General features: G+C 61.8%; 19 protein-coding genes and 2 riboswitches. Of the genes, 16 read left to right on the forward strand and 3 right to left on the reverse strand.

Going from position 1 to position 24,926, the window contains the following annotated elements; translation table 11 throughout:
- Positions 1-9 precede the first annotated feature (9 nt).
- Positions 10-1,284 (reverse strand): threonine ammonia-lyase, encoded by a 1,275-nt coding sequence (locus tag AC07OO_RS16225; RefSeq protein WP_495083118.1) that lies wholly within the window; start codon positions 1,282-1,284, stop codon positions 10-12.
- An 87-nt stretch (positions 1,285-1,371) separates the two neighbouring features.
- Here AC07OO_RS16225 and AC07OO_RS16230 point away from each other — a divergent pair, with 87 nt between their 5' ends.
- Together AC07OO_RS16230 and AC07OO_RS16235 are read left to right on the forward strand one after the other, a co-directional pair.
- Positions 1,372-3,705, forward strand: a complete 2,334-nt coding sequence (locus AC07OO_RS16230) for an ATP-binding protein (protein WP_495083119.1) — start codon at positions 1,372-1,374, stop codon at positions 3,703-3,705.
- A 157-nt stretch (positions 3,706-3,862) separates the two neighbouring features.
- Positions 3,863-4,168 (forward strand): hypothetical protein, encoded by a 306-nt coding sequence (locus tag AC07OO_RS16235; protein ID WP_495083120.1) that lies wholly within the window; start codon positions 3,863-3,865, stop codon positions 4,166-4,168.
- A gap of 162 nt (positions 4,169-4,330) precedes the next feature.
- Here the strand turns inward: AC07OO_RS16235 and recQ are convergent, their stop codons facing one another.
- Positions 4,331-6,262: a DNA helicase RecQ gene (gene recQ / locus AC07OO_RS16240; protein ID WP_495083121.1), complete on the reverse strand. Its 1,932-nt coding sequence runs from the start codon at positions 6,260-6,262 to the stop codon at positions 4,331-4,333.
- Positions 6,263-6,529: 267 nt separating this feature from the next.
- Positions 6,530-6,620: riboswitch (S-adenosyl-L-homocysteine riboswitch) on the forward strand.
- 27 nt (positions 6,621-6,647) lie between these two features.
- Here recQ and AC07OO_RS16245 point away from each other — a divergent pair.
- Positions 6,648-7,730 (forward strand): homocysteine S-methyltransferase family protein, encoded by a 1,083-nt coding sequence (locus AC07OO_RS16245; RefSeq protein ID WP_495083122.1) that lies wholly within the window; start codon positions 6,648-6,650, stop codon positions 7,728-7,730.
- A gap of 10 nt (positions 7,731-7,740) precedes the next feature.
- Here the strand turns inward: AC07OO_RS16245 and AC07OO_RS16250 are convergent, their stop codons facing one another.
- Complete coding sequence (locus AC07OO_RS16250; RefSeq protein ID WP_495083123.1) at positions 7,741-8,292, reverse strand: cyclic nucleotide-binding domain-containing protein; 552 nt, start codon at positions 8,290-8,292, stop codon at positions 7,741-7,743.
- 83 nt (positions 8,293-8,375) lie between these two features.
- A riboswitch (S-adenosyl-L-homocysteine riboswitch) is annotated at positions 8,376-8,449 on the forward strand.
- 23 nt (positions 8,450-8,472) lie between these two features.
- Between AC07OO_RS16250 and metH the strand changes: the two genes are divergently transcribed.
- The 13 genes from metH (at position 8,473) to AC07OO_RS16315 (ending at position 24,800) form a co-directional block, all read left to right on the forward strand.
- Positions 8,473-11,298, forward strand: coding sequence for a methionine synthase (metH, locus tag AC07OO_RS16255; protein WP_495083124.1), 2,826 nt, complete (start codon positions 8,473-8,475; stop codon positions 11,296-11,298).
- A gap of 19 nt (positions 11,299-11,317) precedes the next feature.
- The gene (locus AC07OO_RS16260) at positions 11,318-11,902 is read left to right on the forward strand and encodes a DUF4124 domain-containing protein (protein ID WP_495083125.1); all 585 of its coding nucleotides are present in this window, start codon (positions 11,318-11,320) and stop codon (positions 11,900-11,902) included.
- Positions 11,903-11,987: 85 nt separating this feature from the next.
- Positions 11,988-13,757: a GspE/PulE family protein gene (locus AC07OO_RS16265; RefSeq protein WP_495083126.1), complete on the forward strand. Its 1,770-nt coding sequence runs from the start codon at positions 11,988-11,990 to the stop codon at positions 13,755-13,757.
- A 6-nt stretch (positions 13,758-13,763) separates the two neighbouring features.
- Positions 13,764-15,002, forward strand: coding sequence for a type II secretion system F family protein (locus AC07OO_RS16270; protein ID WP_495083127.1), 1,239 nt, complete (start codon positions 13,764-13,766; stop codon positions 15,000-15,002).
- Positions 15,003-15,011: 9 nt separating this feature from the next.
- Positions 15,012-15,509, forward strand: a complete 498-nt coding sequence (locus tag AC07OO_RS16275; protein ID WP_495083128.1) for a hypothetical protein — start codon at positions 15,012-15,014, stop codon at positions 15,507-15,509.
- Positions 15,510-15,702: 193 nt separating this feature from the next.
- Positions 15,703-16,083 (forward strand): type II secretion system protein, encoded by a 381-nt coding sequence (locus tag AC07OO_RS16280; RefSeq protein ID WP_495083129.1) that lies wholly within the window; start codon positions 15,703-15,705, stop codon positions 16,081-16,083.
- An 89-nt stretch (positions 16,084-16,172) separates the two neighbouring features.
- Positions 16,173-16,454, forward strand: coding sequence for a hypothetical protein (locus AC07OO_RS16285; protein ID WP_495083130.1), 282 nt, complete (start codon positions 16,173-16,175; stop codon positions 16,452-16,454).
- Positions 16,455-16,465: 11 nt separating this feature from the next.
- Entirely contained in the window at positions 16,466-18,649 is a 2,184-nt protein-coding gene (locus tag AC07OO_RS16290; protein WP_495083131.1) for an O-linked N-acetylglucosamine transferase, SPINDLY family protein, read from the forward strand.
- 188 nt (positions 18,650-18,837) lie between these two features.
- Positions 18,838-19,332 carry a pilus assembly FimT family protein gene (locus tag AC07OO_RS16295; protein WP_495083132.1) on the forward strand — a complete coding sequence of 165 codons (495 nt, stop codon included), beginning with the start codon at positions 18,838-18,840 and terminating at the stop codon, positions 19,330-19,332.
- Positions 19,333-19,339: 7 nt separating this feature from the next.
- Positions 19,340-19,774 (forward strand): prepilin-type cleavage/methylation domain-containing protein, encoded by a 435-nt coding sequence (locus AC07OO_RS16300; protein WP_495083133.1) that lies wholly within the window; start codon positions 19,340-19,342, stop codon positions 19,772-19,774.
- A 3-nt stretch (positions 19,775-19,777) separates the two neighbouring features.
- Positions 19,778-20,614, forward strand: a complete 837-nt coding sequence (locus AC07OO_RS16305; protein WP_495083134.1) for a prepilin-type N-terminal cleavage/methylation domain-containing protein — start codon at positions 19,778-19,780, stop codon at positions 20,612-20,614.
- Positions 20,611-21,021 carry a hypothetical protein gene (locus AC07OO_RS16310; protein ID WP_495083135.1) on the forward strand — a complete coding sequence of 137 codons (411 nt, stop codon included), beginning with the start codon at positions 20,611-20,613 and terminating at the stop codon, positions 21,019-21,021. Before AC07OO_RS16305 ends, AC07OO_RS16310 begins: the two co-directional genes overlap by 4 nt.
- 11 nt (positions 21,022-21,032) lie before the next feature.
- The gene (locus AC07OO_RS16315; protein ID WP_495083136.1) at positions 21,033-24,800 is read left to right on the forward strand and encodes a hypothetical protein; all 3,768 of its coding nucleotides are present in this window, start codon (positions 21,033-21,035) and stop codon (positions 24,798-24,800) included.
- Positions 24,801-24,926: the final 126 nt, after the last annotated feature.

The following is a 24,926-nucleotide window of genomic DNA, read 5'->3' on the forward strand; positions in this document are numbered from 1 at the left end:
GCGCCGCACTCAGCCCAGTTGGGCGTCGAACCCGGCCTGCCGCAACACCGACAACACCTCGTTGACATGGTCATGGCCGCGGGTCTGGACCACCAATTCCACCTCGGCGTTCTGCGCCGACAACGTGGTGAAGGCGCGCTGGTGGTGCACCTCTTCAATATTGGCGCCAGCCTCGGCCACGGTGGCCGTGATGCGGGCCAGTGAGCCGGGCACGTCCCGCGCGCCTACGCGTATGCGGGCCAGACGACCGGCGCGCACCATGCCGCGTTCGATGATGGCGGCCAGGAGCAGTGGGTCGATATTGCCGCCACACAACACCAGGCCCACGCGCTTGCCCTTGAAACGCTCGGGATATTTCAGCAAGGCAGCCAGGCCGACAGCGCCGGCACCTTCCACCAAGGTCTTTTCGACCTCCAACAACATGACCAGGGCCTGCTCGATATCGCCTTCGTCCACCAGCAGCAAGTCGTCCACCCGGGCACGGATCACGTCCATCGGAATGCGCCCCGGCGTGCCCACGGCAATGCCTTCAGCAATGGTGCTGGTGCCCTGGGGGTGTTGCGTGCCCTCAATGGCATTGAACATGGCCGGAAAGCGCACGGTCTGCACACCCACGACCTGCATGGACGGCTTCAAGGCCTTGGCCACCGTAGCCATACCCGAGATCAGGCCGCCGCCGCCGATGGCCACGATGAGCGTGTCCAAGTCGGGTACGTCTTCCAGCATCTCCAGCGCGACCGTGCCCTGGCCGGCGATGATGGCGTCATCGTCGTAGGGGTGGACAAAAGTCAGTTGCCGCTCGTCGGCCAGCGCATAGGCGTGGCTACGGGCCTGCTCCAGCGTGTCGCCATGCAGAATGACCTCGGCGCCGAAACCGCGGGTGCGCTCAACCTTAACGCCAGGCGTGAAGCGCGGCATCACGATAACCGCCTTCAGGCCCAGGCGCTGCGCATGGTAGGCCACACCCTGAGCATGGTTGCCCGCGCTCATCGCGATGACGCCGCGCGCCGACTGCTCCGGCGTCAACTGGGCCAGCTTGTTGCAGGCGCCACGCTCCTTGAAAGAGGCGGTGAACTGCAGATTTTCAAACTTCAGGAACACCTGTGCGCCGGTGATCTCGGACAGGGTTTGGGAAGCCACGCAGGGTGTGCGCAGCAGATGGCCCTGCAGCCGTTGTTCGGCCGCCTGGATGTCTTGGTATTCAATCATCCCGCCATTGTGCTGCTTTTTAGCCGCATCGCGGGGCGAACCCGTGCCTGCGCGCGGCCACACTGACTTTCTCATCTAGCCAGAAATCTTCTTTTTAAGACTTCCATCTTGCGCCAGTCTGCTGTATGGTGGCCCCGTAAACAACTGTGCTGGAGGCATTTGATGGCCAAGCGTTTGTTGTCCCAGCCCCTGGGTGGGCATCTGATCCCGTCGCCGGGCCTGCTGGAGGCGCCGGTTCTGGATTTGATGTGTTCGCACTTTGTGCTAACCCTGGCCACGCGCCAGGGCGCCGGGCTCAATGTGCGCCGCGACTTCAACGGCATCGTCGGCTTGGCCGGCCGCCATCTGGTGTGGCCGCTATCGGTACTGGCCCGGCTGCGTGAATTTCTGGCGCGTCGCTGTGTCAGCAACGAGTTGTGGCGCGGCCACGAGGCTCTGGACGCAACCGAATTCCTGGCCCGCCACGGCGCCTGGCGCGGACCGTATGACGAGGCCACGCTGTATTTCTTTCTGGACGAATATGCCAAGGACCAGCCCAAGGACCTGATCTCGGTGCTGACCGTCACCGGCGAATGGTTGCGCCACTCGCTGAAACGCCAGTCCACGCTGGTCGAAAAGAATATCAATGCACTGGCCGGCCTGTTGCAGCTCAACAAGGCCGAGCGTGCGCTGCTGCTGTACGGCACGCTGGCCCGTTACCAGCGCGACATGCGCAGCATCCTCGTGGAGTTCAAGGTCAACAATGCGCCGGAGGCTTATGCCGCCATCGCCGAAGTGGCCGGCGTCAACCCCGACCAAGTCGCCGAAGCGCTGCGCGCGGGTTCGCGGCTGGAACGCATTGGGCTGGTCGAAAACCTGATTTCCGAGCACAACATCACCGACCTGGCCGATTTGATGAAGGTCAGCGAAAAACTGCCCCCCGTGCTGATGCGCCCTTACCGCGACCAAGCGGAACTGATGGCCGTGTTCACGCGCCTCTCGGCCAAAAGCGCATTGGGCATGGACGACTTTGCCTTTGTCGCCGAAGACGCCCAAGTCTTGTGCAATTTGTTGACCAATGCCGTGGCCCGCCAAGAGGTGGGCATCAACGTGCTGCTGTACGGCCCACCCGGCACCGGCAAGACCGAGCTGGCCAAAGTGGTCGTGCAGGCTGCCGGCTTGGATCTGTTCGAGGTGGAGTACGCCGACCGCGACGGCAACTCCTTAAGCGGGCGGGACCGTTACCGCTCGTTGCAGATCGCCCAAGTTTTCCTCAAAGGCAGTGCCCAGGCCGCGCTGTTGTTTGATGAGGTGGAGGATGTGTTCCCCCCGATTTCCAACGAGGCCGCGCAGTGGATGGCCCGCGCCGATGCGACGGCGGCACCACCCAATGGCAGCGTCAGCGGCAAGGCCTGGGTCAACCAGGTGCTGGAGTCGAACGTGGTGCCCACGATCTGGGTCACCAACCGCATTGAGCAGATCGACCCTGCCTTCAGGCGCCGCTTCGCCTACCACCTGGAGCTCAAATCGCCGCCGCCGGGTGCCCGCGAAGAACTGGTGCGCAAAACCCTGAATGGGGTCGCCGTATCCGAGGGTTTTGTAGGGCGCCTGGCCCAGCGCAAAGGGCTGACCCCGGCCCAGATTCGCACCGCCGTGCGCTTCGCCGGTTTGGCCAACACCGCGCAGCCCCCCGCGGCCGAGCCCGAGAACGCACTGGAAACCTTGATTGAGCGGCAGTTGAAAAACGCCGACATGGCTTTGGGCAACCGCACGGCCGATGGCGCGCGCCGGCTGGCCGCCCACCACTACAAGCCCGAGTGGTTGAATGTGGAAAGCCGCTTCGAGATCCCCCGCGTGGTGCAGGCCCTGCAGGCCAGAAGCCACGGCACCCTGTGCTTCTATGGCCCACCCGGCACGGGCAAAACCGCGCTGGCCGAACACATTGCTGCCACGCTGGGCCAGCCCCTGCATGTGCGCCAGGCGAGCGACCTGATGGGTAAATACGTCGGTGAGACCGAGCAAAACATGGCCACCATGTTCCGCGACGCGGAGGCCGAAAACGCCGTCCTGCTGCTGGACGAAGCCGACAGCTTCCTGCAGGATCGCCGGGGTGCGCAACGCAGCTACGAGGTCTCGGAAGTCAACGAAATGCTGCAAGGCATGGAGCGCTTTCGCGGTATCTTCATCTGCACGACCAATCTGATGGACCGCATAGACCAGGCCGCGCTGCGCCGGTTTACCTTCAAGATCCAGTTCAAGCCACTCAGCCGGGACCAGCGCCTGGCCTTGTTTGTGGCCGAGGGCTGCGGTGGTGATGCCCGGCAGCTGGACCCGGCCCTGGAAAAGCGTCTATTAGTGCTGGATCAACTCTGTGTTGGCGACTTTTCCTCGGTCAAACGGCAGGCGGCCATTTTGGACGTTCAGCTGTCGCCGGCCGAGTTTTTAGAGCAGCTGGAGGCCGAGCATCGCATCAAACCCGAGGTGCGCGAGGCCCGTGGAATAGGGTTTTTCCACTAATTTGGCCCTTTTGGGGGGCCAAATCTGTAAAGAACTGTCAACCGTTTAGCACGCTCGTGCGTCATACAGGGACGCGGATGCATCAATCGCCGGCCCGTTGGAAGCACAGCCAGGCGCCTTGAGAAGTATCCATTCTTCTTCATTTTGACGTGTTGATATGAACAAAGAGACGATCAAGGTTCCTGAAAAAGGCACCTACCAGTGGCAACTGTTTGACTACTGGTCCGATGAATTCCGCCACACCAATGCCGACCATTCCGCGTACATCGCCCTGAATTTCGCCGGTGTTTTGGATGCCTGCCGCAACAAGCTGCAAGCCCTGATCCAGCACCACAGCCAGCACGTCTGCGACGCCAAGGGTGGCAAGCGCCATAGCCGCGCGATCGCCCGTCTGCAGAACACCATGTCGGGTGCGGCCATGTCTTACGAGACCTGCTTCCGTCGCCGTACGACGGTTCAGTAAGTTTATTTTTGGCGGTGCGCTTGAGGTAGGCGCCCGCCGCCGAGCGGGGGCAAACGCCGCCGTTCGTGTCCTCCGGCCTTCGGCCTCCCCCTTTACCTCACTTTGGCGTTCACCCTCGCCCGGCGGCTCGACTGTCTGGTCCAGCCAAGTCCGAAGTCAGGCTCAGGCGTTCACCACCCGCAGCACCTCCTGCGCATAGGCCTCCAGCTTCTTGGCCCCAATCCCACTGATACCCTGCAGATCGTCCAGGGTTTGCGGCGCCCGTTTGGCAATCGCAGCCAGCGTGGCGTCGTGAAAGATGACATAGGCGGGCAGGTTGTGCTCGCGGGCCACCTCGGCGCGCCAGGCTTTTAGCGCCGCGTAGCGCACCAAACCATCCCCGTCCAGTGCAATCGGCGCCTTGACTGCCGCAGAACCGGCGCCCGAGCGTTTGCTCTTGCGGCTGGCGGGCGTGGAGACGGACTCGCGCAGCTGCACCGCCACCTCACCCTTGAGCACGGCCCGTGACTGGGCCGTCAGCTGCAGCGTGTTGAAGGCCTGGGCGTCCACGGCCACGGCCCCCATGGCGATCAGTTGGCGCAGCACGCCACGCAGCTGCACTTCGCTGAATTCCGCGCCGATGCCAAAGGTGCTGAGTGCCGTGTGGCCGTGCTGGGTGACCTTTTCGGTGGTCTTGCCGCGCAGGATGTCCATCACATGGCCGGCACCAAATGACATGCCGCTGGACTGCTGGATGCGGTAGATGGTGCTGAGCAGCTTGCGTGCGGCGTCCGTGCCGTCCCACACTTCGGGCGGGGTCAGGCAGTTGTCGCAGTTCTGGCAACGGTAGCGCGCACCACCGCTGGCCACATCCGCATCGCCGGCGGCCACAGCCCCCTCCCCCATCTGCTCCCCAAAGTAAGCCAGCAGGCGCACGCGGCGGCAATCCGTCGCCTCGGCCAAGCCCAGCAGCGCGTCCAGCTTGCCGCGCAGCGCCTGTTTGAATTCCTCGCCGGCCGGGCTCTCGTCGATCATGCGGCGCTGGTTGACGACGTCTTGCAGGCCGTAGGCCATCCAGGCGTAGGCCGGCAGGCCGTCGCGGCCGGCGCGGCCGGTTTCCTGGTAGTAGCCTTCGATGTTCTTGGGCATGTCCAGATGGGCCACAAAGCGCACGTCGGGCTTGTCGATGCCCATGCCAAAGGCGATGGTGGCGACCATGACCACACCGTCCTCGCGCAAAAAGCGGTTCTGGTGGTCCTGGCGCACGCGGCTGTCCAGCCCCGCGTGGTAAGGCAGGGCGCGGATGCCAGCGTCCACCAGGGTCTGGGCCACCTCTTCCACCCGTTTGCGCGACTGGCAGTAGACGATGCCGGCGTCGCCCTCGTGCTCGCGCTCGATGAAGCGCAGCAGTTGTTGCACGGCCTCGCGTTTTTCGACGATGGTGTAGCGGATGTTGGGGCGGTCAAAGCTGCTGACGAAGGTCTGGGCTTCTTGCAACTGCAGGCGCTCCACGATGTCGTCACGCGTCAGCGCATCGGCCGTGGCGGTCAGGGCCATGCGCGGCACAGCGGCGTAGCGCTCGTGCAGCACGGTCAGCGCACGGTATTCGGGGCGGAAATCGTGGCCCCACTGGCTGACGCAGTGGGCCTCGTCGATGGCGAACAGGCTCAGCTGGTTGCGCTCGTACAGCGAGTCCAGCAGCGCCAGAAAGCGCGGATTGGTCACCCGCTCGGGCGCGGCATACAGGCAGGTGATGTCGCCGCGCAGCAGGCGTTGCTCGATCTGGTAGGCCTCTTCGCTGCTGAGTGTCGAGTTCAAAAATTCGGCGCTGACACCGGCCTCGTGCAGGGCGCCCACCTGGTCGTGCATCAGCGCGATCAGCGGCGAGATGACCAGCGCCACGCCCAGCCCCGCGCGCTGGCGGGCAATGGCCGGAATCTGGTAACACAGCGATTTGCCGCCCCCGGTGGGCATCAGCACCAGCGCGTCGCCGCCATTGGCCACGTGCTCCACGATGGCCTGCTGCGGCCCGCGGAACTGCGGGTAGCCAAAAACCTCTTCCAGGATGGCGTGGAGGGTTTCGCTGGAAATGGCGGATGAATCAGTTGCTATCAAAGTAGTAGCGCATTACGCAATGAATACGAGGGCTATCGCCATAAATCATGCAGAGTTATCCGGGAGGAACCCCGGTTGGCATGCCCTATTGTCGGGCATGACCGCCCTTGAAGCCTGGGTGGCCGAGCGTTCTGCTCCGTGTCCCCCGCCCACAGGCTTGCGCCCGTGGGCTCCTCCTTTACCTGCGCAGAACGCTCGGCCACCCAGGCTCCAAGGGCTACGCATCGGGCTATCGGCACGGTGCTACGCACTGGTCTAAAATGCGCTCTTCCCAAGGAGCGCTGCAGCGGCCCGGCACTGTGCACACAGTTCGCCACAGGCCGCCAGGCTTGGGTTTTGCCAACTGCGCTCACTTGTCTGCACCCGAGAAAGTGAGCCGCATCCCATGACCAAGAACCTTCCTGCTTACACCCGCGGCCAGGCCCTGCCCGGAATTTTGGCCAGCCGCATCGCCATCCTGGACGGCGCCATGGGCACGATGATCCAGCGCTTCAAGCTGGGCGAGGCCCAGTACCGCGGCGAGGGCTACACCGGCCCTGGCGCCCAGGGCAACCGTTTCACGGACTTCCCCAAGGATGTCAAAGGCAACAACGAACTGCTGAGCCTGACCCGCCCGGATGTGATCAGCGACATCCACGAACGTTACCTGGCCGCCGGCGCCGACCTGATCGAAACCAACACCTTTGGCGCGACCACCGTGGCTCAGGCCGACTACGACATGGCCGACCTGGCCGTGGAGATGAACCTCGTATCCGCCCAACTGGCCCGCGCCGCCTGCGACAAATACAGCACGCCCGACAAGCCCCGTTTTGTGGCCGGCGCCCTGGGCCCAACGCCCAAGACAGCCAGCATCAGCCCCGATGTGAACGACCCCGGCGCCCGCAACGTGACCTTCGAAGAGCTGCGCCAGGCCTATTACGACCAGACCCAGGCTTTGGTCGAAGGCGGCAGCGACGTGTTGCTGGTGGAAACCATCTTCGACACCCTGAACGCCAAGGCCGCGCTGTTTGCGATTGACGAATACTTCGAAGCCAGCGGCGAACGCCTGCCCATCATCATCAGCGGCACAGTGACCGATGCCTCGGGCCGTATTCTGAGTGGCCAGACCGTCACAGCCTTCTGGCACAGCGTGCGCCATTCCCAGCCGCTGGCCATTGGCCTGAACTGCGCCCTGGGTGCCGCGCTGATGCGCCCCTACATCCAGGAGCTGAACCGCGTGGCCACCGACACCTACATCAGCTGTTACCCCAACGCCGGCCTGCCCAACCCCATGAGCGACACCGGCTTTGACGAGACGCCGGACGTAACCAGCCGCCTGGTGCGTGAGTTCGCCGCCGAGGGGCTGGTGAACATCGTGGGCGGCTGCTGCGGCACGACGCCGGACCACATTGGCGCGATTGCCCATGCGGTGGCGCCGCTGCCCGGGCGCAGCGTGCGGCGCAATATGTTCTACAAAGAAGCGGTCTGAACGCCTCGGATCAGGCCCGTGGCAACAACGCCCGGTCGATCTCCAGCTGCATCGCCTTGGCCAGCTTGGCATAGAGGCGCAGCTTGCGGGCGTTGTCGCGCAGGCGCTCGGCCAGACGCGCGGCAATCGCCAGCAGCAGCTTGGAGCCGATGCGCGGCTCTTCGTTGATCAGGGCTTCAAAGGCATCGCGCGCCAGGATGGCGCATAGCGAATCGGCGCTGGTGGTGCAGGAGGCCGAGCGTGGCTCGCGGTCAACCAGGCCCACCTCGCCCACCAGACTACCGGGGCCTAGCACACGTATCGTCAGCGGCTCGGTGCGACTGACGGTGACACTTTCCACGACCACCTCGCCCTCCAGCAGCAAGGCCATGAAGCCTTCGTCGGCGGCGTCGCCTTCCTTGATGAAGGTGGTATTGGCCGGGATGAAGCGCGGCGTCATGTAACCGACAACAACGCGGGCCTCCTCCAGCGTGAGGTGGATCAGCGCATTGGGGGCCGTCAGCAGCTCGGCGGCGGTTTCAAACGCCCGTACACGGGGGCTGGTGTCGTCAGGTGAGCTCATGGCCGCGGGCTGTGGGGTGGGGATGAAAGCGATGGTAAACCACGGCGGCCCGCAATGGGCACGGGTTCTCCTTTAAAATTCGCCTATCCAAGGAGCGTTGCAGCAGGCCACCCAGTGGCGTGTCAGGCTTGGATGTTCCCAACGACGCTCACCTGGTTCGCTGTTTTACAGGTGAGATGCATGCCTTCTATTCCCGTTGTCGCCCCCATGATGCTGTCCGGCCTGGAGCCGGTCGTGATTGGCGCTCCCCCTTCTGACGACGGTTCCGCCCCCCGCGCCACCTTTGTCAACATCGGCGAGCGCACCAACGTGACGGGCTCCAAAGCCTTCGCCCGCATGATCCTGAACGGCGACTTTGAGCAGGCCCTGGCCGTGGCGCGCCAGCAGGTGGAGAACGGCGCCCAGGTCATCGACATCAACATGGACGAGGCCATGCTGGACAGCCAGGCGGCGATGATCCGCTTTTTGAACCTGATCGCCAGCGAACCCGATATCTCCCGCGTGCCGGTAATGATCGACTCCAGCAAGTGGAGCGTCATCGAGGCCGGCCTGCGCTGCGTGCAGGGCAAGGGCATCGTCAACTCGATCTCCATGAAAGAGGGCGTCGAAAAATTCAAGCAGGAGGCGCGGCTGGTGCGCCGCTATGGTGCCGCCGCCGTGGTCATGGCGTTTGACGAGGTGGGCCAGGCCGACACCTATGCGCGCAAGATCGAGATCTGCGAACGCGCCTACCGCATCTTGGTGGACGAGGTGGGTTTTCCACCGGAAGACATCATCTTCGACCCCAACATCTTCGCCATCGCCACCGGCATTGAAGAGCACAACAACTACGCGGTGGACTTCATCGAGGCCACGCGCTGGATCAAGAACAACCTGCCCGGCGCGAAGGTGTCCGGCGGCGTGTCCAACGTGTCCTTCAGCTTCCGCGGCAACGACCCGGTGCGCGAGGCCATCCACACCGTGTTTTTGTACCACGCGATTGCCGCCGGCATGGACATGGGTATCGTCAACGCCGGCATGGTGGGCGTGTATGACGACCTGGAACCCGTGCTGCGCGAACGCGTCGAAGATGTGGTGCTGAACCGCCGCGAGGACGCGGGTGAGCGCCTGGTCGAGATCGCCGAGACCGCCAAGAGCGGCGCCAAGGACGAGAGCAAGAAGCTGGAATGGCGCGGCACGCCCGAAGCGCCCGTGCCGGTGGGCCAGCGCCTGAGCCACGCCATGGTGCACGGCATCACCGACTTCATTGTGGAAGACACCGAGGAAGCCTACCGCGCGATTCTGGCCACCGGCGGGCGCCCGCTGCACGTGATCGAGGGCCCGCTGATGGACGGCATGAACATCGTCGGCGACCTGTTCGGCGCCGGCAAGATGTTTTTGCCCCAGGTGGTCAAGAGCGCGCGGGTCATGAAGTCCGCCGTGGCGCATCTGATCCCCTACATCGAGGAAGAAAAGCGCCAGGACGAGGCGGCAGGGCGCGACGTGCGTAGCAAGGGCAAGATCGTCATCGCCACCGTCAAGGGTGACGTGCACGACATCGGCAAAAACATCGTCACCGTGGTCCTGCAGTGCAATAACTTTGACGTGGTCAACATGGGCGTCATGGTGCCCTGCCACGAGGTGCTGGCCCGCGCCAAGGTGGAAGGCGCGGACATCATCGGCCTGTCGGGTCTGATCACGCCCAGCCTGGAAGAGATGCAGTACGTGGCCGGCGAGATGCAGAAGGACGACTACTTCCGCATCAAGAAGATCCCGCTGTTAATCGGCGGCGCTACCACCAGCCGCGTGCACACGGCCGTGCGCATTGCGCCGCACTACGAAGGCCCTGTCGTCTACGTGCCCGATGCCTCGCGCAGCGTGGGCGTGGCGCAGAGCCTGCTGAGCGACCAGTCCGGCCAGTTCCTGGACGAGCTGAGCGCCGACTACGAACGGGTGCGCACCCAACACGCCAACAAGAAGCAGACGCCGATGTGGACGCTGGACAAGGCGCGCGCCAACAAGACGCCCATCGACTGGAGCAGCTACACGGCCACCAAGCCGAAGTTCTTCGGCCGGCGCGTGTTCAAGAATTTCGACCTGGGCGAGCTGGCCAAGTACATCGACTGGGGGCCCTTCTTCCAGACCTGGGATTTGGCCGGCCCCTTCCCGGCCATCCTGGACGACGAGGTGGTCGGTGTGGAGGCCAAGCGCGTCTACGCCGACGCCCAGGCCATGCTGAAGAAAATTGTGGATGGCCGCTGGCTGACCGCCAACGCCGTGGTCGCGCTCTACCCGGCCAACAGCGTGGACGAGGACGACATCGCCTTCTACGCAGACGAAACCCGCACCGAGCGCGTGCTCACCTGGTACGGCCTGCGCCAGCAGACCGAGAAGCCGGTGGTGGACGGCGTGACCATGCCCAGCCGCTGCTTGGCGGATTTTGTGGCACCGCAGATTGCTACCAAATCAGGAGCGCATGAAGACCACGCGACGAGGGCTAGCGGCCAGAATGGCAAAACCGTTCCGGACTACGCCGGCCTGTTTGCGGTGACCGCAGGCCTAGGTGCCGACAAGCGCGCCCAGGCCTTTGAGGCCGCCCATGACGACTACTCGTCCATCATGTTGAAAGCCCTGGCCGACAGGCTGGCCGAGGCGTTTGCCGAAGCCCTGCACGAGCGGGTGCGCAAGGATCTGTGGGGCTATGCCGTGCAAGAGGCATTGGGCGCCAATGACCTGATCGCCGAAAAATACAAGGGCATACGCCCCGCCCCCGGCTACCCGGCCTGCCCGGACCACAGCGTCAAGCAGGACATGTTTGCGCTCTTGCAGTGCGAGGAAATCGGCATGGGCGTGACCGAAAGCCTGGCCATGACACCAGCGGCCAGCGTCAGCGGCTTTTATATTGGCCACCCAGACAGCAGCTACTTCAATGTCGGCAAAATCGGCGATGACCAATTGCAAGATTTGGCCCAACGCCGCCAGATGAAGGCGACTGACTTGCAGCGCCTGCTGGCGCCGAATTTGTAGAACACCGGGGAGCGCTTGGATGAAGACACGCTGGATAACCGCCACCACTGCCATGGCCGGCGCACTGCTGCTGACGACACTGTTGGCGCCTGCCGCCACGGCGCAGGGCGTGTACAAATGGACCGATGCCGACGGCAAGGTCCACTACGGCTCCCAGCCCCCCAACACCGAAAAAGCCGGAGAGCCCATCAAGCTGCACAACAGCAATAGCGGTTTTGGCGGCAACAACAACCCCAGCAGCCAGGGTGGCGCCAACCCCGACGGCACCAAGAAGATCCCCAAAGACGTGGCGGATATGCGCGACGGCCTGGTTAAAGGCCTGCAAAAGGTGGACCCCAAGACCGAGCCCTTGTCTTGCGCCGCAGCCGTGGACAACATTCACTCCCAGGTCGATACCATGCTGGAGGTTGGCCAGCGCAACACCAAGGACGGCTACATCACCCAGGCCGAATACGACGCCACGGCAGCCAAACTGCGCCAGGCCAAGTCCGAGGTCACGCTGGGTGATTGCGAAAGCTCCAGCGGCAACAAGCGGGCGTTCTACCAGTGCATGTCCAGCAACCGCAACCATGTCAGCGGATGCGGAAGCAAGTACAAGTTTTAGCCCTGCCGATGCGGCCGCAGCAATAGCCCGCTGATTTACGGCGCCCCGTGCTATTATTTTTGCTACACCCACAAGGAACACGCGCATGAATATGGCAGCCAGCGCCCCTCCTCCCGCGCCGGACGCTCCGCGACCCGCGCCAGGTCGTCCCGAGAAACTGCGCCTGGGCGATGTGCTGGTGCAGCAACGCCTGATCTCGCAGGAACAGTTGCAACAAACCCTGGAGTTGCAGCGCACCACCGGCAAGAAGATGGGCCGCCTGCTGATAGAAACCGGCATCATCACCGAGGAGCTGCTGGCCAACGGCCTGGCCCGCCAGTTGCGCATTCCGTTCGTCAACCTCAAGACCTTCCCGTTCCGGGCCGATGTGGTCAAACTGTTACCGGAGTCGGCCGCGCGGCGCTTCAAGGCCCTGGTACTGGAAGACAAGGGCGACACGCTGCTGGTGGCGCTGGGTGATCCGCTGGACCTGTTTGCCTTTGACGAACTCAGCCGCATTCTGAAGCGCAACATCAGCATCGCCGCGGTGCCCGAGAGCGGCTTGGTGCCCGCATTTGACCGTCTGTACCGGCGCACCGAGGAAATCAGCGGCTTGGCCCGTGCCCTGGAAAAAGACCTGGGCGATGCGGTGGACTTCGGCGAACTGACTGCCAGCGTGGGCCTGGAAGGCGCGCCCGTGGTGCGTCTGCTGCAATCCCTGTTCGAAGACGCCATGCAGGTGGGCGCGTCTGATGTGCACATCGAGCCACAAGAAGACGGCTTGCAGGTGCGGGTGCGGGTGGACGGCGTGCTACAGGTGCAAACCCAGGCCGACAAGCGCATCGGTGCGGCACTGGCCCAGCGGCTCAAGCTGATGGCCGGGCTGGACATTTCCGAGAAGCGCTTGCCGCAGGATGGCCGCTTCAGCGTGCGCATCAAGGACAACACGATTGACGTGCGTCTCTCGACGCTGCCCACCGCCTATGGCGAATCGGCGGTGATGCGTCTGCTGAACCAGGGTGCCGGCATGCGCAGGCTGGACAGCATCGGCATGCCCGACGCCATGCTCAAGCGCTTTCGCGAGGTGCTGGGCCGCAGCGCCGGCATGGTGCTGGTCACCGGGCCGACTGGCTCCGGCAAGACGACCACGCTGTATGCGGCGCTGGCCGAGATCAACGCGGCCGAGCTCAAGGTCATCACCGTCGAGGACCCTATCGAGTACCGCCTGCCCGGCCTCACCCAGGTACAGGTCAACGAAAAGATCGAACTGACTTTTGCCCGCGTGCTGCGCTCGGTGCTGCGCCAGGATCCGGACGTGGTACTGGTCGGCGAAATGCGCGACGCCGAGACCGCCGAAATCGGCATGCGCGCCGCCATCACCGGCCACTTGGTGCTGTCCACGCTGCACACGCGCGATGCCATGAGCACGCCGTTTCGTTTACTGGACATGGGCATTCCGGCCTTCATGGTGTCCACCTCGCTGCAGGCCGTCATCGCGCAGCGCCTGCTGCGCACGCTGTGCAAGGAGTGCACGGCGCCCCAAACGCCCACGGCACAAGAGAACGCCTGGCTGGAATCCATCTTGGAACCGGGTGAAACCATATCCCCCAAGCGCGGCATGGGCTGCTCGGCCTGCAATGGCACGGGGTATTCCGGTCGCCAAGGGGTGTACGAATTGCTGGAGATGGACACCGAGCTGACGCATGCGGCCTCCACCTCCGACCCCGCCACCTTCATGCGCCTGGCGCGCGAACGCATGAAGGGCCACACCATGGCCTACCACGCACTGGAAATCGTGCGCCAGGGCCGTACCTCGCTGGCTGAAGCGCTACGGGTGGGTTTTGATGTCGGTGACTCGGACGAGGCCATGGGCTAACCCCGTATGGCAATTTTTGAATGGCGGGGGCGTAACAACCGGGGCGAAGCGGTCGATGGCAAGCTCGACGCCATGACTGAAAACGGCGTGGCGGACCAGTTGCGGTCCATCGGCGTCACGCCGGTTTACATAGCTCTGGCCAAGGTCGAGGTCGAGGCGCAGGCAGACAACTGGTGGGAAAAGATCAACCGCAAGCCAGTCGTCGATGAAGACCTGATGATTTTTTCGCGCCAGATGTACACGCTGAACAAGGCGGGGGTACCGATTCTGCGGGCCTTTTCCGGCCTGCAGGCCTCGGCCACCAAGCCCGCCATGGTCGACTTGCTGAAGGACATACGCTCCAGCCTGGACCAGGGTCGGGAGTTGTCCGCTGCCATGGCCCGCCACCAGGACCTGTTTGGTGGCTTCTATATCTCCATGATCCGCGTGGGCGAAATGACGGGGCGGCTCACCGAAGTGTTTTTGCGCCTGAACGAGCATATGGAGTTTGAGCGCGATGTGCGCGAGCGCATCAAGCAAGCGGTGCGCTACCCGATTTTTGTGGTCATCGCCATGGCCGTGGCCATCGTGATCCTCAACCTCTTTGTGATTCCGGTGTTTGCCAAGGTATTTGCGAGCTTCAACGCGCAGCTGCCGCTGATCACCCGCGGCCTGCTGGGATTCTCGGCCTGGATGATCAAGTGGTGGCCCATGCTGATTGCCGGAGGAATCGCGGTGGCGGTAGCGGCCCGCAGTTATGTGCGCACCGTGAACGGGCGCTACCGTTGGGATTCGCGCAAACTGAAACTGCCCATCATCGGCGACATCATTCTCAAGGCGACACTGGCGCGGTTTGCCCGCAGCTTTGCGCTGTCCAGCCAAAGTGGCGTGCCGCTGGTGCAGGCCCTGACGGTGGTGGCACAGACCGTGGACAACGCCTTCATCGGCGCCCGCATTGAGCAGATGCGCGACGGCATCGAGCGTGGCGAGAGCATCTCGCGGTGTGCGGCGGCGACCGGGGTGTTCACGCCGGTGGTGCTGCAAATGATCAATGTAGGTGAAGAAACCGGCGAGCTGGACAACCTGCTGTTCGAGATTGCCAGCATGTACGAACGGGAGACCGACTACAACATCAAGGGCTTGTCGGCTGCCATCGAGCCCATCTTGCTGGTCGTCATTGGCGTGCTGGTGCTGCTGCTGGCCTTGGGCGTGTTCCTGCCCCTGTGGAATCTGGGCCAGGCGGCCATGGGCCGCGGCGGCGGTTGAGGCCCCAGCGTGGCCACGAGACCGGCACCCGGCGGCGGCGGATTCTGGAGCCGCCGCATGGTGGAGTGGAGCATCCTGGTCTTGGTGATCGTTGCACTGCTATGGGTATTTGGGCGCCAATTGCGGGTGCTGCAAGCCCGGGCCGAGCAGGTCGGTGTGTGGTCCACACTAACGCAGCTACGTGCTGCGCTGCTGGTTGAGCAGTTGACCCGCCACATACGGGTGGCGGACAAGTCCCCCGTTGTCAAGAACCCGTTCCAACTCTTGAAAGCTGTTCCACCGAACTTTGCCGGGGAATGGGCGATGCAAGACGCAGAGAAGGTGGAACCCGGCAGCTGGCTGTTTGATGCGGAATGCGTTTGCGTGGGTTATCGCCTGCTGTACCCAGAATGGCTGGAACCGATCCAGGCCGCCGATGCCATCTGGTTTCGAATCGTCGCAACGGCGGAGGAAGTCCGGTTGGTGCCGTATGCACCCTACACTTGGCTGTATCAAGCGCCCCCTTAAACGGCCATCTGTTCCTGGCGGCAAGAGCAGATATGTGGCAATTTCGTGAACTAATTCATACGTTTACTGCTCAAACTTCGTGCACAGCGCGATGTGTTAGGACTACAATTTGGTCGTACCCGTCGATTCGAGCGGTCGTTGGTCTCGTCTCCCGCTACGGGAAAACGTGTCTTTATTTACTGAGGTGACTACTATGAAACAGAACCAAGGCGGTTTTACTCTGATTGAATTGGTGATGGTAATCGTCATCTTGGGCGTGCTGGCTGCGGTTGCCTTGCCCAAGTTTGTGGATTTGAAGTCCGACGCCGTATCGGCCGCCACTCAGGGCGTAGCCGGCGCATTGTCTGCCGCGTCCACCATCAACTACGCTTCCCGCAGCATCAGCTCCACCAAGGCTGGCACTTCAGCGGTTGCGAATTGCTCGGATGTTGGCGGTCTCGTGCAGGGCGGCATGCCAGCGGGCTACGGTATTACTGCTGCGGCAGCCGGCTCCAGCGGCACCACTTGCGTCGTGGGCAATACGTCGGTTACACCATCGGTAACGGCCAACTTTACTGCTATTGCTATTTCGTAAAGCTGTCTCGACTCATTGAGTCGATTTTTGCGGTCAGGTAGCCTGGGTTGCTGAGTTTTCAGCAACCCAATTTTTTTGGGGAAGTCCGATTGAGCCGATATTCCGACGCCACACAGGCACTTGAGTCTGCGTTCATGGCCGTGATTCCCAAGCCCAAAAAGAACAAGGCCCCAAGCAAGGCCGAGTGGGCACAGGCTCTGGAGAAATTCAATACCCAGGCCCGCGAGGTGCGCAACCAGTACCGTCTGGGCTTGCTGGGTCGCGCGATCGTGGCCCACCGCCTGCAACCGCGCCTGCTCGCAGCAGGCTATGCCCCGGAAGTGGTGCGCCAAATCCTCTTCTCCATGGTGCTCCATGCTTTTGTGGGTTGAACACGGGCCCTATGTTGAGCTTCATCAGCCGCTGGTGTATTGGTTGGCTGGATAGGCAAGGCCTGCAGTCCATAGCCGCTCTGCTGGAAATACGCGCGGCCCAAGGAGGGGATGTGGAGGCCATGCACGCAGCGGCCAAGCGCGCACTGCTGCAGGGCAAGCATGCCGCCGCACTGGCGGCCATTGCACCCGCGCTGCAAAAACAACCGGAAAACGCCGCGCTGTGGTGCACCCGGGGCATCGCCCACCGGCTAGCCCTGTCCTACGACCAGGCGCTGGCCGATTATGAGCGCGCACACCAGCTCGACCCCAAGGATGTGCGCACACTCGGCAATCTGGGCGAATGGCATTTGGCGCGCAATGCCTTTGCGCAAGCCCTGGCTTGGCTGGACAGAGCCCTGGCGCTGGACCCGCAATACTATGAAGTGCGGGTGAACCGTGTAGCGGCACTGATAGAGCTGCGCCAACTCGAAGAGGCGCAGGTCGAAGCCGAACGCTTGGTGCAAGACTACCCCACCCGACCCGAGCCCTACGGCAATCTGGGCAATGTGCTGTTCGCCAGGGGCAAACTGAAGGAGTCCATTGCGCAGTACCAAAAGGCCGTGGACATACGCCCAGACTATGCCGAGGCACATTACAGCCTGGTGGCCTTGCAAGGTTTTTCAGGTCACCAGGAACTGGTGGTTGATTACCTGGAACGCTGCATAGAAGAAAAAGGCGAGACCAACCAGCGCCTGGTTTTGTTGGCGGTTGCCCACAAGGAATGCGGCAACCTTGAAAAAGCCATGGCTTTAAGCCGTAGGGCCATCGAAGCCTACCCACAAGACCTGCGCGCCAAGGTGAATCTGGCAGGTTGTCTGAGTGAAACGGGCAGCCCGAAGTTGGCGTTGGATATTTACATGGACGTGTCGGACAAGGACGCGAACCAGATGCCCATGGCGTCGAACGTGCTGTTTGAGATGAACTACCTGCCCGAATTCTCGCGCGAAGACGTCTTTCAGCACCACCTGGCTTGGGCGGCCAAGTACGAAGCGCCGATGGCCCGGCCCGCGCAATTCAACGAGCGCAACCGCGACCCGCAACGCAAGCTCAAAGTGGGATACGTTTCTGCGGATTTCGCTGCCCACCCTGTGGGCTTCCTGCTGCGCGATGTATTGCGCATGCACGACAAGGAGCACTTTGAGTTCCACTGCTTCTCCGCGGGGCTGAAGAAAGACAGCACCACCGGCGAGATTGCCGCCGCCGTGGATGCCTGGTCAGACGTGGCGTTTGAGACACCACAGGAACTGGCCAAGCGCATTCGCGAGGCGCAGGTGGATGTACTGGTGGACTTATCGGGCCATACGGGCAACCACCGCTTGCTAAGCTTTGCGCTGCACCCCGCTCCCGTGCAAGCCACCTGGATTGGCTACTTCAACACGGCGGGCATGTCCAGCATGGACTACTTCATCAGCGACCCGTATACCAGTCCATCCGGCAGCGGGCAACTATTTTCCGAGCGCGTACTGCACCTGCCGCATACGCGCTTTTGCTTCAGCGCGCCTGTTTACGCCGGTGAGGTGGCACCAGCACCCGCCTTGGAAAATGGCTTCGTGACTTTTGGCTCCTTCAACCGGCTGGCCAAACTAGCGCCACAGGTACTGGATGCCTGGGCAAAGATTCTGTGCGCCGTGCCGGAGAGCCGCTTGGTGTTGAAAGCAGCGGCCTTGGCCGACGACGGCGTCTGCCAACAGTTCATCGAACGCTTTGCCCAACGCGGCGTTGATGCGGCGCGGCTGGATTTGCGCGGCACTTCGGCCCACCATGAGATGTTCGCGGAGTATGGGCATGTGGATATTGCCCTCGATCCCTTCCCTTTCAATGGTGGCATGACCACGCTGGAAGCTTTGTGGGCGGGCGTGCCCGTGGTCACACTGGAGGGCAATACCGTGGTGTCCCGTCAGTCGTACGCGGCCCTGGCCAACATCGGTTTGGAAGGCGAACTGGCATTTCCCAGCATCGACACCTATGTGGCCGGAGCCGTTGCCCTGGCCATGCAGCCAGAGCGGCTGGCAGCATTGCGGCCCCAAATCCGCACTCGCATGCAGGCCAGCCCGCTATGCCAGCCGGAGCAGTTCACCCGCGACCTGGAGGCCTTGTACCGTCGCATGTGGCAGGCTTGGTGCAGCGGCGAACAGCTACCGACAAACGTGTAGTTGCCAGATAATGGGAACGAATTTCAGTGCCCGTCCTCTACCCCCTTACGGAGTGAATCCCATGCAGCACGCCAATACGCTCACGTGCACTGCGCATCGCAAAAAAGTTAACGCAGAGTATTCGCTTGTGGGTCTCGTGAACATTGACTAGATTGCTATAAACTCAATAGCAATTTAAGCAGAGCACCATGTACCCCAATCGCTCAGTTCACCGTCCACCAGGTGCGCGTGCTGTGCGCGGCTTCACGCTGGTCGAGTTGATCATGGTCATCGTAGTGCTGGGTGTCTTGGCTGTGTATGCTGCACCACGGATGTTCGACATGAACACGTTCAATTCTCGGGGCATGCATGACCAAACCCTGTCCGTGCTGCGCTTTGCACAAAAGACCGCCATTGCCCGACGCCGCACCGTCTGTGTGACGGTCAATGCAACGGGCGTGACAATGACCATGTTTGTAAACAACCCGGCGACCGTCGCTTGTACGGCCGCCTCAGCCGTCGTCGCTCCTGCACTAAACCCTCCGTTTACACCCCGCGCGGGCACCGGGCTCTCCACTACGCTCGTTGGCCCTTTTCAGTTTACGCCCTTGGGTGCCACGGATCAGACAACGGCCGTCACCATAACCGTTGCCAACAGCACCCCTATTACCGTGGAGGCCGATACCGGCTTTGTCCATGACTAGGAAGTACTTGCACGGCTTCACACTGGTCGAGGTCATCATCTTTATTGTGGTGATCAGTGCGGGGCTTGCCGGGATTCTTTCCGTGATGAACACCGTCACAAAGTCCAGCGCGGATCCCATGGTGCGCAAGCAGGCAGCAGCGCTCGCGGACTCGATCATGGAGGAGATTTTGCAAAAGGCCTACGCGGACCCAGATGGCGGAGCAAACGTGGTGGAATCGGGACGTGACCTGTACGATGCGGTGGACGATTACAACTTCACTGAAACCATATCGGCGACCGGTCCAATCCTGACCGGTATGCCAACGTCGGTCTATGGCTACCAAGTCCAGGCAGCAGTGACTTTACAGACATTGGGCGGCATTGCAGCCAAGCGAGCGGTCGTTACCGTGAGTCGTGGAGCTGAAAGCGTGACCATCACAGGATGGCGAACCAATTACTAGACCATGTGTAAAACGAAATGCTACCAACACGGATTTACCTTGGTCGAACTGATCATGGTGATCGTGATCCTGGGTGCGATAAGCGGCATGGTTGCGACTTTCATGAGAGGCCCCATTGACAGCTATTTCGCCAGTGGTCGGCGTGCTGCGCTAACCGATGTAGCAGACACCACGCTGCGACGCATCGCACGAGACCTGCACAAGGCCTTGCCCAACAGCATACGTCAGACCAGCAACCAGTGCGTGGAGTTCATTCCCACCCGAACGGGCGGGCGTTACCGCGCGGTCACCAACGCGGCCGGGGCGGGCGACATTCTGGACTTTGGCACCTCGGACGGCAGTTTCGACATGCTGGGTACCAACAGCGCGCTGACCGACCAGATGATCGTGAGCGGAGACATCATTGCGATCTACAACCTGGGCAACAGCTCTGGCTCGGATGCCTATGCCCAGAACAATACCTCGGCGGTGACCAGTGTGGCGGCTGGGACTCTCTCTCCCGAGATCAAAATCAATATCACCCCACGGCAATTTCCGCTGGCCTCGCCCAGCAACCGATTCCATGTCATCCCGAACAGTGAGCAGGTGGTTTCCTACGTGTGCGATGCGGCTGCGGGCACGTTGCGCCGTACCGTGCGGACCCTGGCTGCGGCAGGCACCACCTGCGCCAACGCAACAGGCCCCATACTGGCCAACAATGTGGCTGCTTGCAACTTTGTCTATAACAACAGCGACCTGCAGCGCAACGCGTTGGTGCAACTCAGCATTACGTTGACCGACACACCCAGTGCTGAGTCCGTTGGCCTATACCAAGAAGTCCATGTGAACAACACACCATGAAGTCGCTGCGCAACAACCCGCAAGGCGGATTTGCCGCCATCGCCGCTATCGTGATAGTGGTGCTGCTCGCTGCGCTGGGTGGATATATGGTGAGCATTTCTGGTACCCAACAAGTCACTTCAGCACAGGACATACAGGGCTCGCGCGCCTATTGGGCAGCGCGTGCAGGCTTGGAGTGGGCTGCAGTGGCCTTGCCCGCCGCGCCTGCCTCCTGCACAACACCCGTAGCTTCCGCACCCAGTCCAATAGAAGGATTCTCCGTTGTGGTTAACTGCACACCGCAAACCTACGACGAAGGCGGCATCACTCGGACGATCTTGAGCATGCAATCTATTGCATCAACTGGTGGCGTGCCAGGGAGCGTTGGATTTATTGAGCGCAGCGTATCCGCGTCCGTAGAGTTCTAGGGGACATTTTCATGACCAATTCTTGGCGTTGCTTTACACATCGTTGGGCAGTGGCGTTTGCCGAGGTGATAAAAGCACTGGCGTTGGCAAGTGTCTTGCTTGCCGGCCATACTGCCCAGGCCCAGACCTATGCCTATCGGAATGACGTCTTCGCCTACGATACCCCCAGCGGCACGGCCAGCACGGTGACCTGGCACACCACCAGCCCATCGCCAGCCTGTACAGACTATCCCAATGGCGATGACGATTGGGCCGACGTAGCCTTCCCCGGTGGATTCACTTTCACATTCGGGGGCACTGCTTACAGCAGCGTGCGTGTGTATTCGAACGGCATACTGGCCTTCCCCACCGATGTATCGGGTTTTCATCGCGACTACAGTTCTCAGGCGCTACCGATCACGGCCGGCCCCGGCGCTTATACGGGTTGCGTCAATGCAGTTCCCCAGCGGCTGATGGCCGCCTATTGGCTGGACATCGTCGCCGGCACCGCCAACAGCACGGCCGGGGCGTCGGTGCAGTATGAATTGTTGGGCACAGCGCCGAATCGCCGTTTCGTCATCTCGTGGGTCAACGTCAAGCTCTACAACACGACCACTCGCTACAACTTCCAGGTGCAGTTGCTGGAAAGCACGGCCGGCGTCAACGGCAACTTCCGCTACCAGTACACGACCGGCTCCTCCACCGGATCGGGCGCGACCGTGGGTGTGCAGCTCACGACTACCGACTACACCCAATACGCCTACAACCAGAATTTCATCGACACCACGGTTGGCACATCCATCCTGTGGTACCCGGCCAACCAATTGGTCTCGAAGGCAGCCGAGTACCGTTTCGATGAGAGCGCCTGGCTGGGCGTTGCGGGTGAGGTCAAAGACACGTCCGGCAATAGCCAGCATGCTTCGCGTGTCGGGTTAGCCACCAATGTGGCGCAGGGTTTGTTCCCCGGTGGAAAGCTGTGCCGGGGCGGCAGCTTTACCAACAATACGCTGAACACCACGATTGATGCGGTGGCAACGCCCATGGTGCCTGGCAGCCAGGGTTCCGTTGACTTCTGGTTCAACTCCAATCTCAAGTGGAATACCTCGGCCGCCATGCTGCTGGACGCCACGACCGTGGCCAACCGGCCGTTTTTCTTGATGAAGTCTGCAACGGGTGCGCTGACCTTTGTTGTGACCGACAGCGCTGGAACCTCCATCACCGCCACCGCACCGGCCCAAACCTACGCGCTCAACACCTGGCATCACATCGGCATCGCCTGGAATGTGCGCGCGGGCACCAACCAGACGACGTTGGCAATCTTCCTGGACGGGGTGCTGCAAAACGGTGCTCCCACGCGGGGCACCACCAATGGCTTTTTATCCGGTGTGAGCTCCATCTACGTTGGCGACAACCGAACTTCTGGCGTCACACCCAATGGCGGTACACCCAACGGCGCGAATGGCAGCATTGACGAGGTGTATGTCTATGCCGTGGAAATCAGTGCCCCCCAGGCGGCGGCGGATATGGCCTTGACCCGCGCCACCTGCACCTCACTGGACCACTTCCATATCAAGCATGACGGCGCTGTTTCCAGCTGCACGGCGCCGGCCAACATCACCATCGAAGCACACGATGCAACCCACGCGCTGTTCACATTGGCTGGCACCAGCATCAACCTGAGTACCACCCCCGCGCACGGCACCTGGTCCAATGTCTCAGGTGGCGCCATTAACTCGCTGACCTCCGTTGTGGCCGGCGCCGGCACCGCAAGCTACACATTTGCAAATGAAAATACGGTGATCTTTGGTTTGAGCAACAACCTCACCGAGTCACTGAACATCAACGTGGCATCGGGTGCGATCACGGAACACACCGGTACGGCATCGGCCTGTGTGGTGAGCGACTACACCACCGGAACAACATGCGATGCGAGTCGCAGCTTCTTATGTGCTGTGCCATTTGGTTTCAACTGCGTGGAAAGCGGAGCCAATGCACTGACCGGACATCTCTACACCAAGCTGGCAGGTACGGCTTTCGCCTTCGACGTGGTAGCACTCAAGGACGCGGACAGCAATGGCACGGCAGACGCAGTCGAAACCCTGTATGCCTCCGATGTGGACAAGAGCGTGACAGTAGAGTTGGTGGACGGGTCCGGCGCCACGGCCTGTGCATCCCGCACTGCCATCAGTCCGGCCGTCAGCCAGACGCTGACGTTTACCAAAGTCAATCAGCCTACAGAACTAGGACGCAAAAGTACCGCCAACATGACGGTAACCAAAGCGTATGCCGACTTGCGCTGCCGGGTGACCGATGCCAGCCAGACGCCCAGCATTGTCAGCTGCTCCACGGACGACTTCTCCGTGCGGCCATCGGCTGTGACCCTCGTGACTACAGCCACTGCGGCTGCACCCTCATCCACAGCGACCCCGATCATCAGGGCTGGAGCAAACTTCACCTTGCAGGCGACCACCAGCACAGGTACCAATTACAGTGGCAGCCTGGCCCGCGACGCGACCAAGTTGACCGCACAAATCACGACCCAAGACGCGACCCAGGTGAATGGTGGCGTGGTGGGTACGCTGGCGCCCGCCACGCTGACCGGCAATGCAGCGGCGGTCAGCGCCACCTATACGGAGGTCGGTTACCTCTACCTGGCACCCGGCGCCTTCCGTGACGATAGCTTCACTGCGGTGGACAGCGCAAATGGGGACTGCGTGACCAGCACGGCAAGCAATGCAAATCTTGCAGATACCCTGAGTAGCGGTCAATATGGCTGCAGCATTGGCAATAAGACGGCGGTGTCACTTGGCCGATTCATCCCCGATCACTTCGCAGTCACCAGTCCATCATTTATCCCTGGGTGTGCGGCAGGTACCTATACCTATATGGCCCAACCCTTTAGCCTCACCGCTTCCATTGAAGCCCAAAATGCAGCCAATGCCAGAACACAAAACTACAGCGGTGTGTTTGCCAAGGGGGTAGTGAGCACCCAAGCCGAGAACAATAACAATGGCACCGCATTGGGTACACGCGTGACCTTCACGGCCCCCTGGGGGACTGGCGCCGGCGCGGGAGCCGCCAGCTACTCTGCGACGCAATTCGCACGACCGATTACCACGACGGCTGATGCCACTTGGGGTGCATTTGACACGCTGGCATTCGGCGTCCGCGTGACGGATACACCCGACGGCGTGTTGCTTATCGATCGCAATATGGACGAGACCAACACCGCCTGCACTGCCGACACGGCAGGAACATCCAGCGGGACCTGTACGGCGACAACGCTTGCCAGCGGCGCGCGTATGCGCTTTGGACGTCTGCGTCTGCAAAACGCCTATGGTTCCGGCCTGGTAGATTTAGCCATGCCCCTTGAAGCGCAATACTGGAACGGCGGCTCCTTTGTCCGCAATACCGCAGACAGCTGCACCAGTTTGGCTACAGCCAACGTCAACCTGATCAACTACCAGGGGGGGATTACCGCCACGAATATGGGGTTGAGCCATGTTGCATCAGTGGCCCCCTTTGCCGCAGGGTTGAGCCAAGTCAACCTCACCAAGCCTTCGCCCGCCCCTGTATCTTCAGGCAGCTTGGACCTCATCCTCAACCTGGGTAGTGCCGGCGCACCGGTAACCTGTCCCACGACCACTCCTGCGTCACCGTTGGGCACGTCTATATCTGCTGCCCGTCCCTATCTGAGCGGCAATTGGTGCAGCGCGCCTGCCTATGACCGAGACCCCAGTGCACGCGCAACATTTGGCCTATTCAAAAGCCCACTGATCTACCGGCGCGAGAACTATTGACGTAAATTGGCGTCGATTTCTTCAAACAATAGCCAAAAGCCTGTCAATCAGTGACATGATTGTTCTAGTAGCTATTAAAATGAGAGCAGCATATTTACAGGCGATGCCAACCATGATTGCAGCAAC

Source organism: Rhodoferax sp. GW821-FHT07G04, assembly GCF_059418585.1.

Bases quoted from the DNA above. Each gene is read 5' to 3' on its own strand.
- AC07OO_RS16225 (WP_495083118.1), bottom strand. From the start codon at position 1,284: ATGAGAAAGTCAGTGTGGCCGCGCGCAGGCACGGGTTCGCCCCGCGAT.
- AC07OO_RS16230 (WP_495083119.1), top strand. From the start codon at position 1,372: ATGGCCAAGCGTTTGTTGTCCCAGCCCCTGGGTGGGCATCTGATCCCG.
- AC07OO_RS16235 (WP_495083120.1), top strand. From the start codon at position 3,863: ATGAACAAAGAGACGATCAAGGTTCCTGAAAAAGGCACCTACCAGTGG.
- AC07OO_RS16245 (WP_495083122.1), top strand. From the start codon at position 6,648: ATGACCAAGAACCTTCCTGCTTACACCCGCGGCCAGGCCCTGCCCGGA.
- AC07OO_RS16250 (WP_495083123.1), bottom strand. From the start codon at position 8,292: ATGAGCTCACCTGACGACACCAGCCCCCGTGTACGGGCGTTTGAAACC.
- metH (WP_495083124.1), top strand. From the start codon at position 8,473: ATGCCTTCTATTCCCGTTGTCGCCCCCATGATGCTGTCCGGCCTGGAG.
- AC07OO_RS16260 (WP_495083125.1), top strand. From the start codon at position 11,318: ATGAAGACACGCTGGATAACCGCCACCACTGCCATGGCCGGCGCACTG.
- AC07OO_RS16265 (WP_495083126.1), top strand. From the start codon at position 11,988: ATGAATATGGCAGCCAGCGCCCCTCCTCCCGCGCCGGACGCTCCGCGA.
- AC07OO_RS16270 (WP_495083127.1), top strand. From the start codon at position 13,764: ATGGCAATTTTTGAATGGCGGGGGCGTAACAACCGGGGCGAAGCGGTC.
- AC07OO_RS16280 (WP_495083129.1), top strand. From the start codon at position 15,703: ATGAAACAGAACCAAGGCGGTTTTACTCTGATTGAATTGGTGATGGTA.
- AC07OO_RS16290 (WP_495083131.1), top strand. From the start codon at position 16,466: ATGTTGAGCTTCATCAGCCGCTGGTGTATTGGTTGGCTGGATAGGCAA.
- AC07OO_RS16295 (WP_495083132.1), top strand. From the start codon at position 18,838: ATGTACCCCAATCGCTCAGTTCACCGTCCACCAGGTGCGCGTGCTGTG.
- AC07OO_RS16305 (WP_495083134.1), top strand. From the start codon at position 19,778: ATGTGTAAAACGAAATGCTACCAACACGGATTTACCTTGGTCGAACTG.
- AC07OO_RS16310 (WP_495083135.1), top strand. From the start codon at position 20,611: ATGAAGTCGCTGCGCAACAACCCGCAAGGCGGATTTGCCGCCATCGCC.
- AC07OO_RS16315 (WP_495083136.1), top strand. From the start codon at position 21,033: ATGACCAATTCTTGGCGTTGCTTTACACATCGTTGGGCAGTGGCGTTT.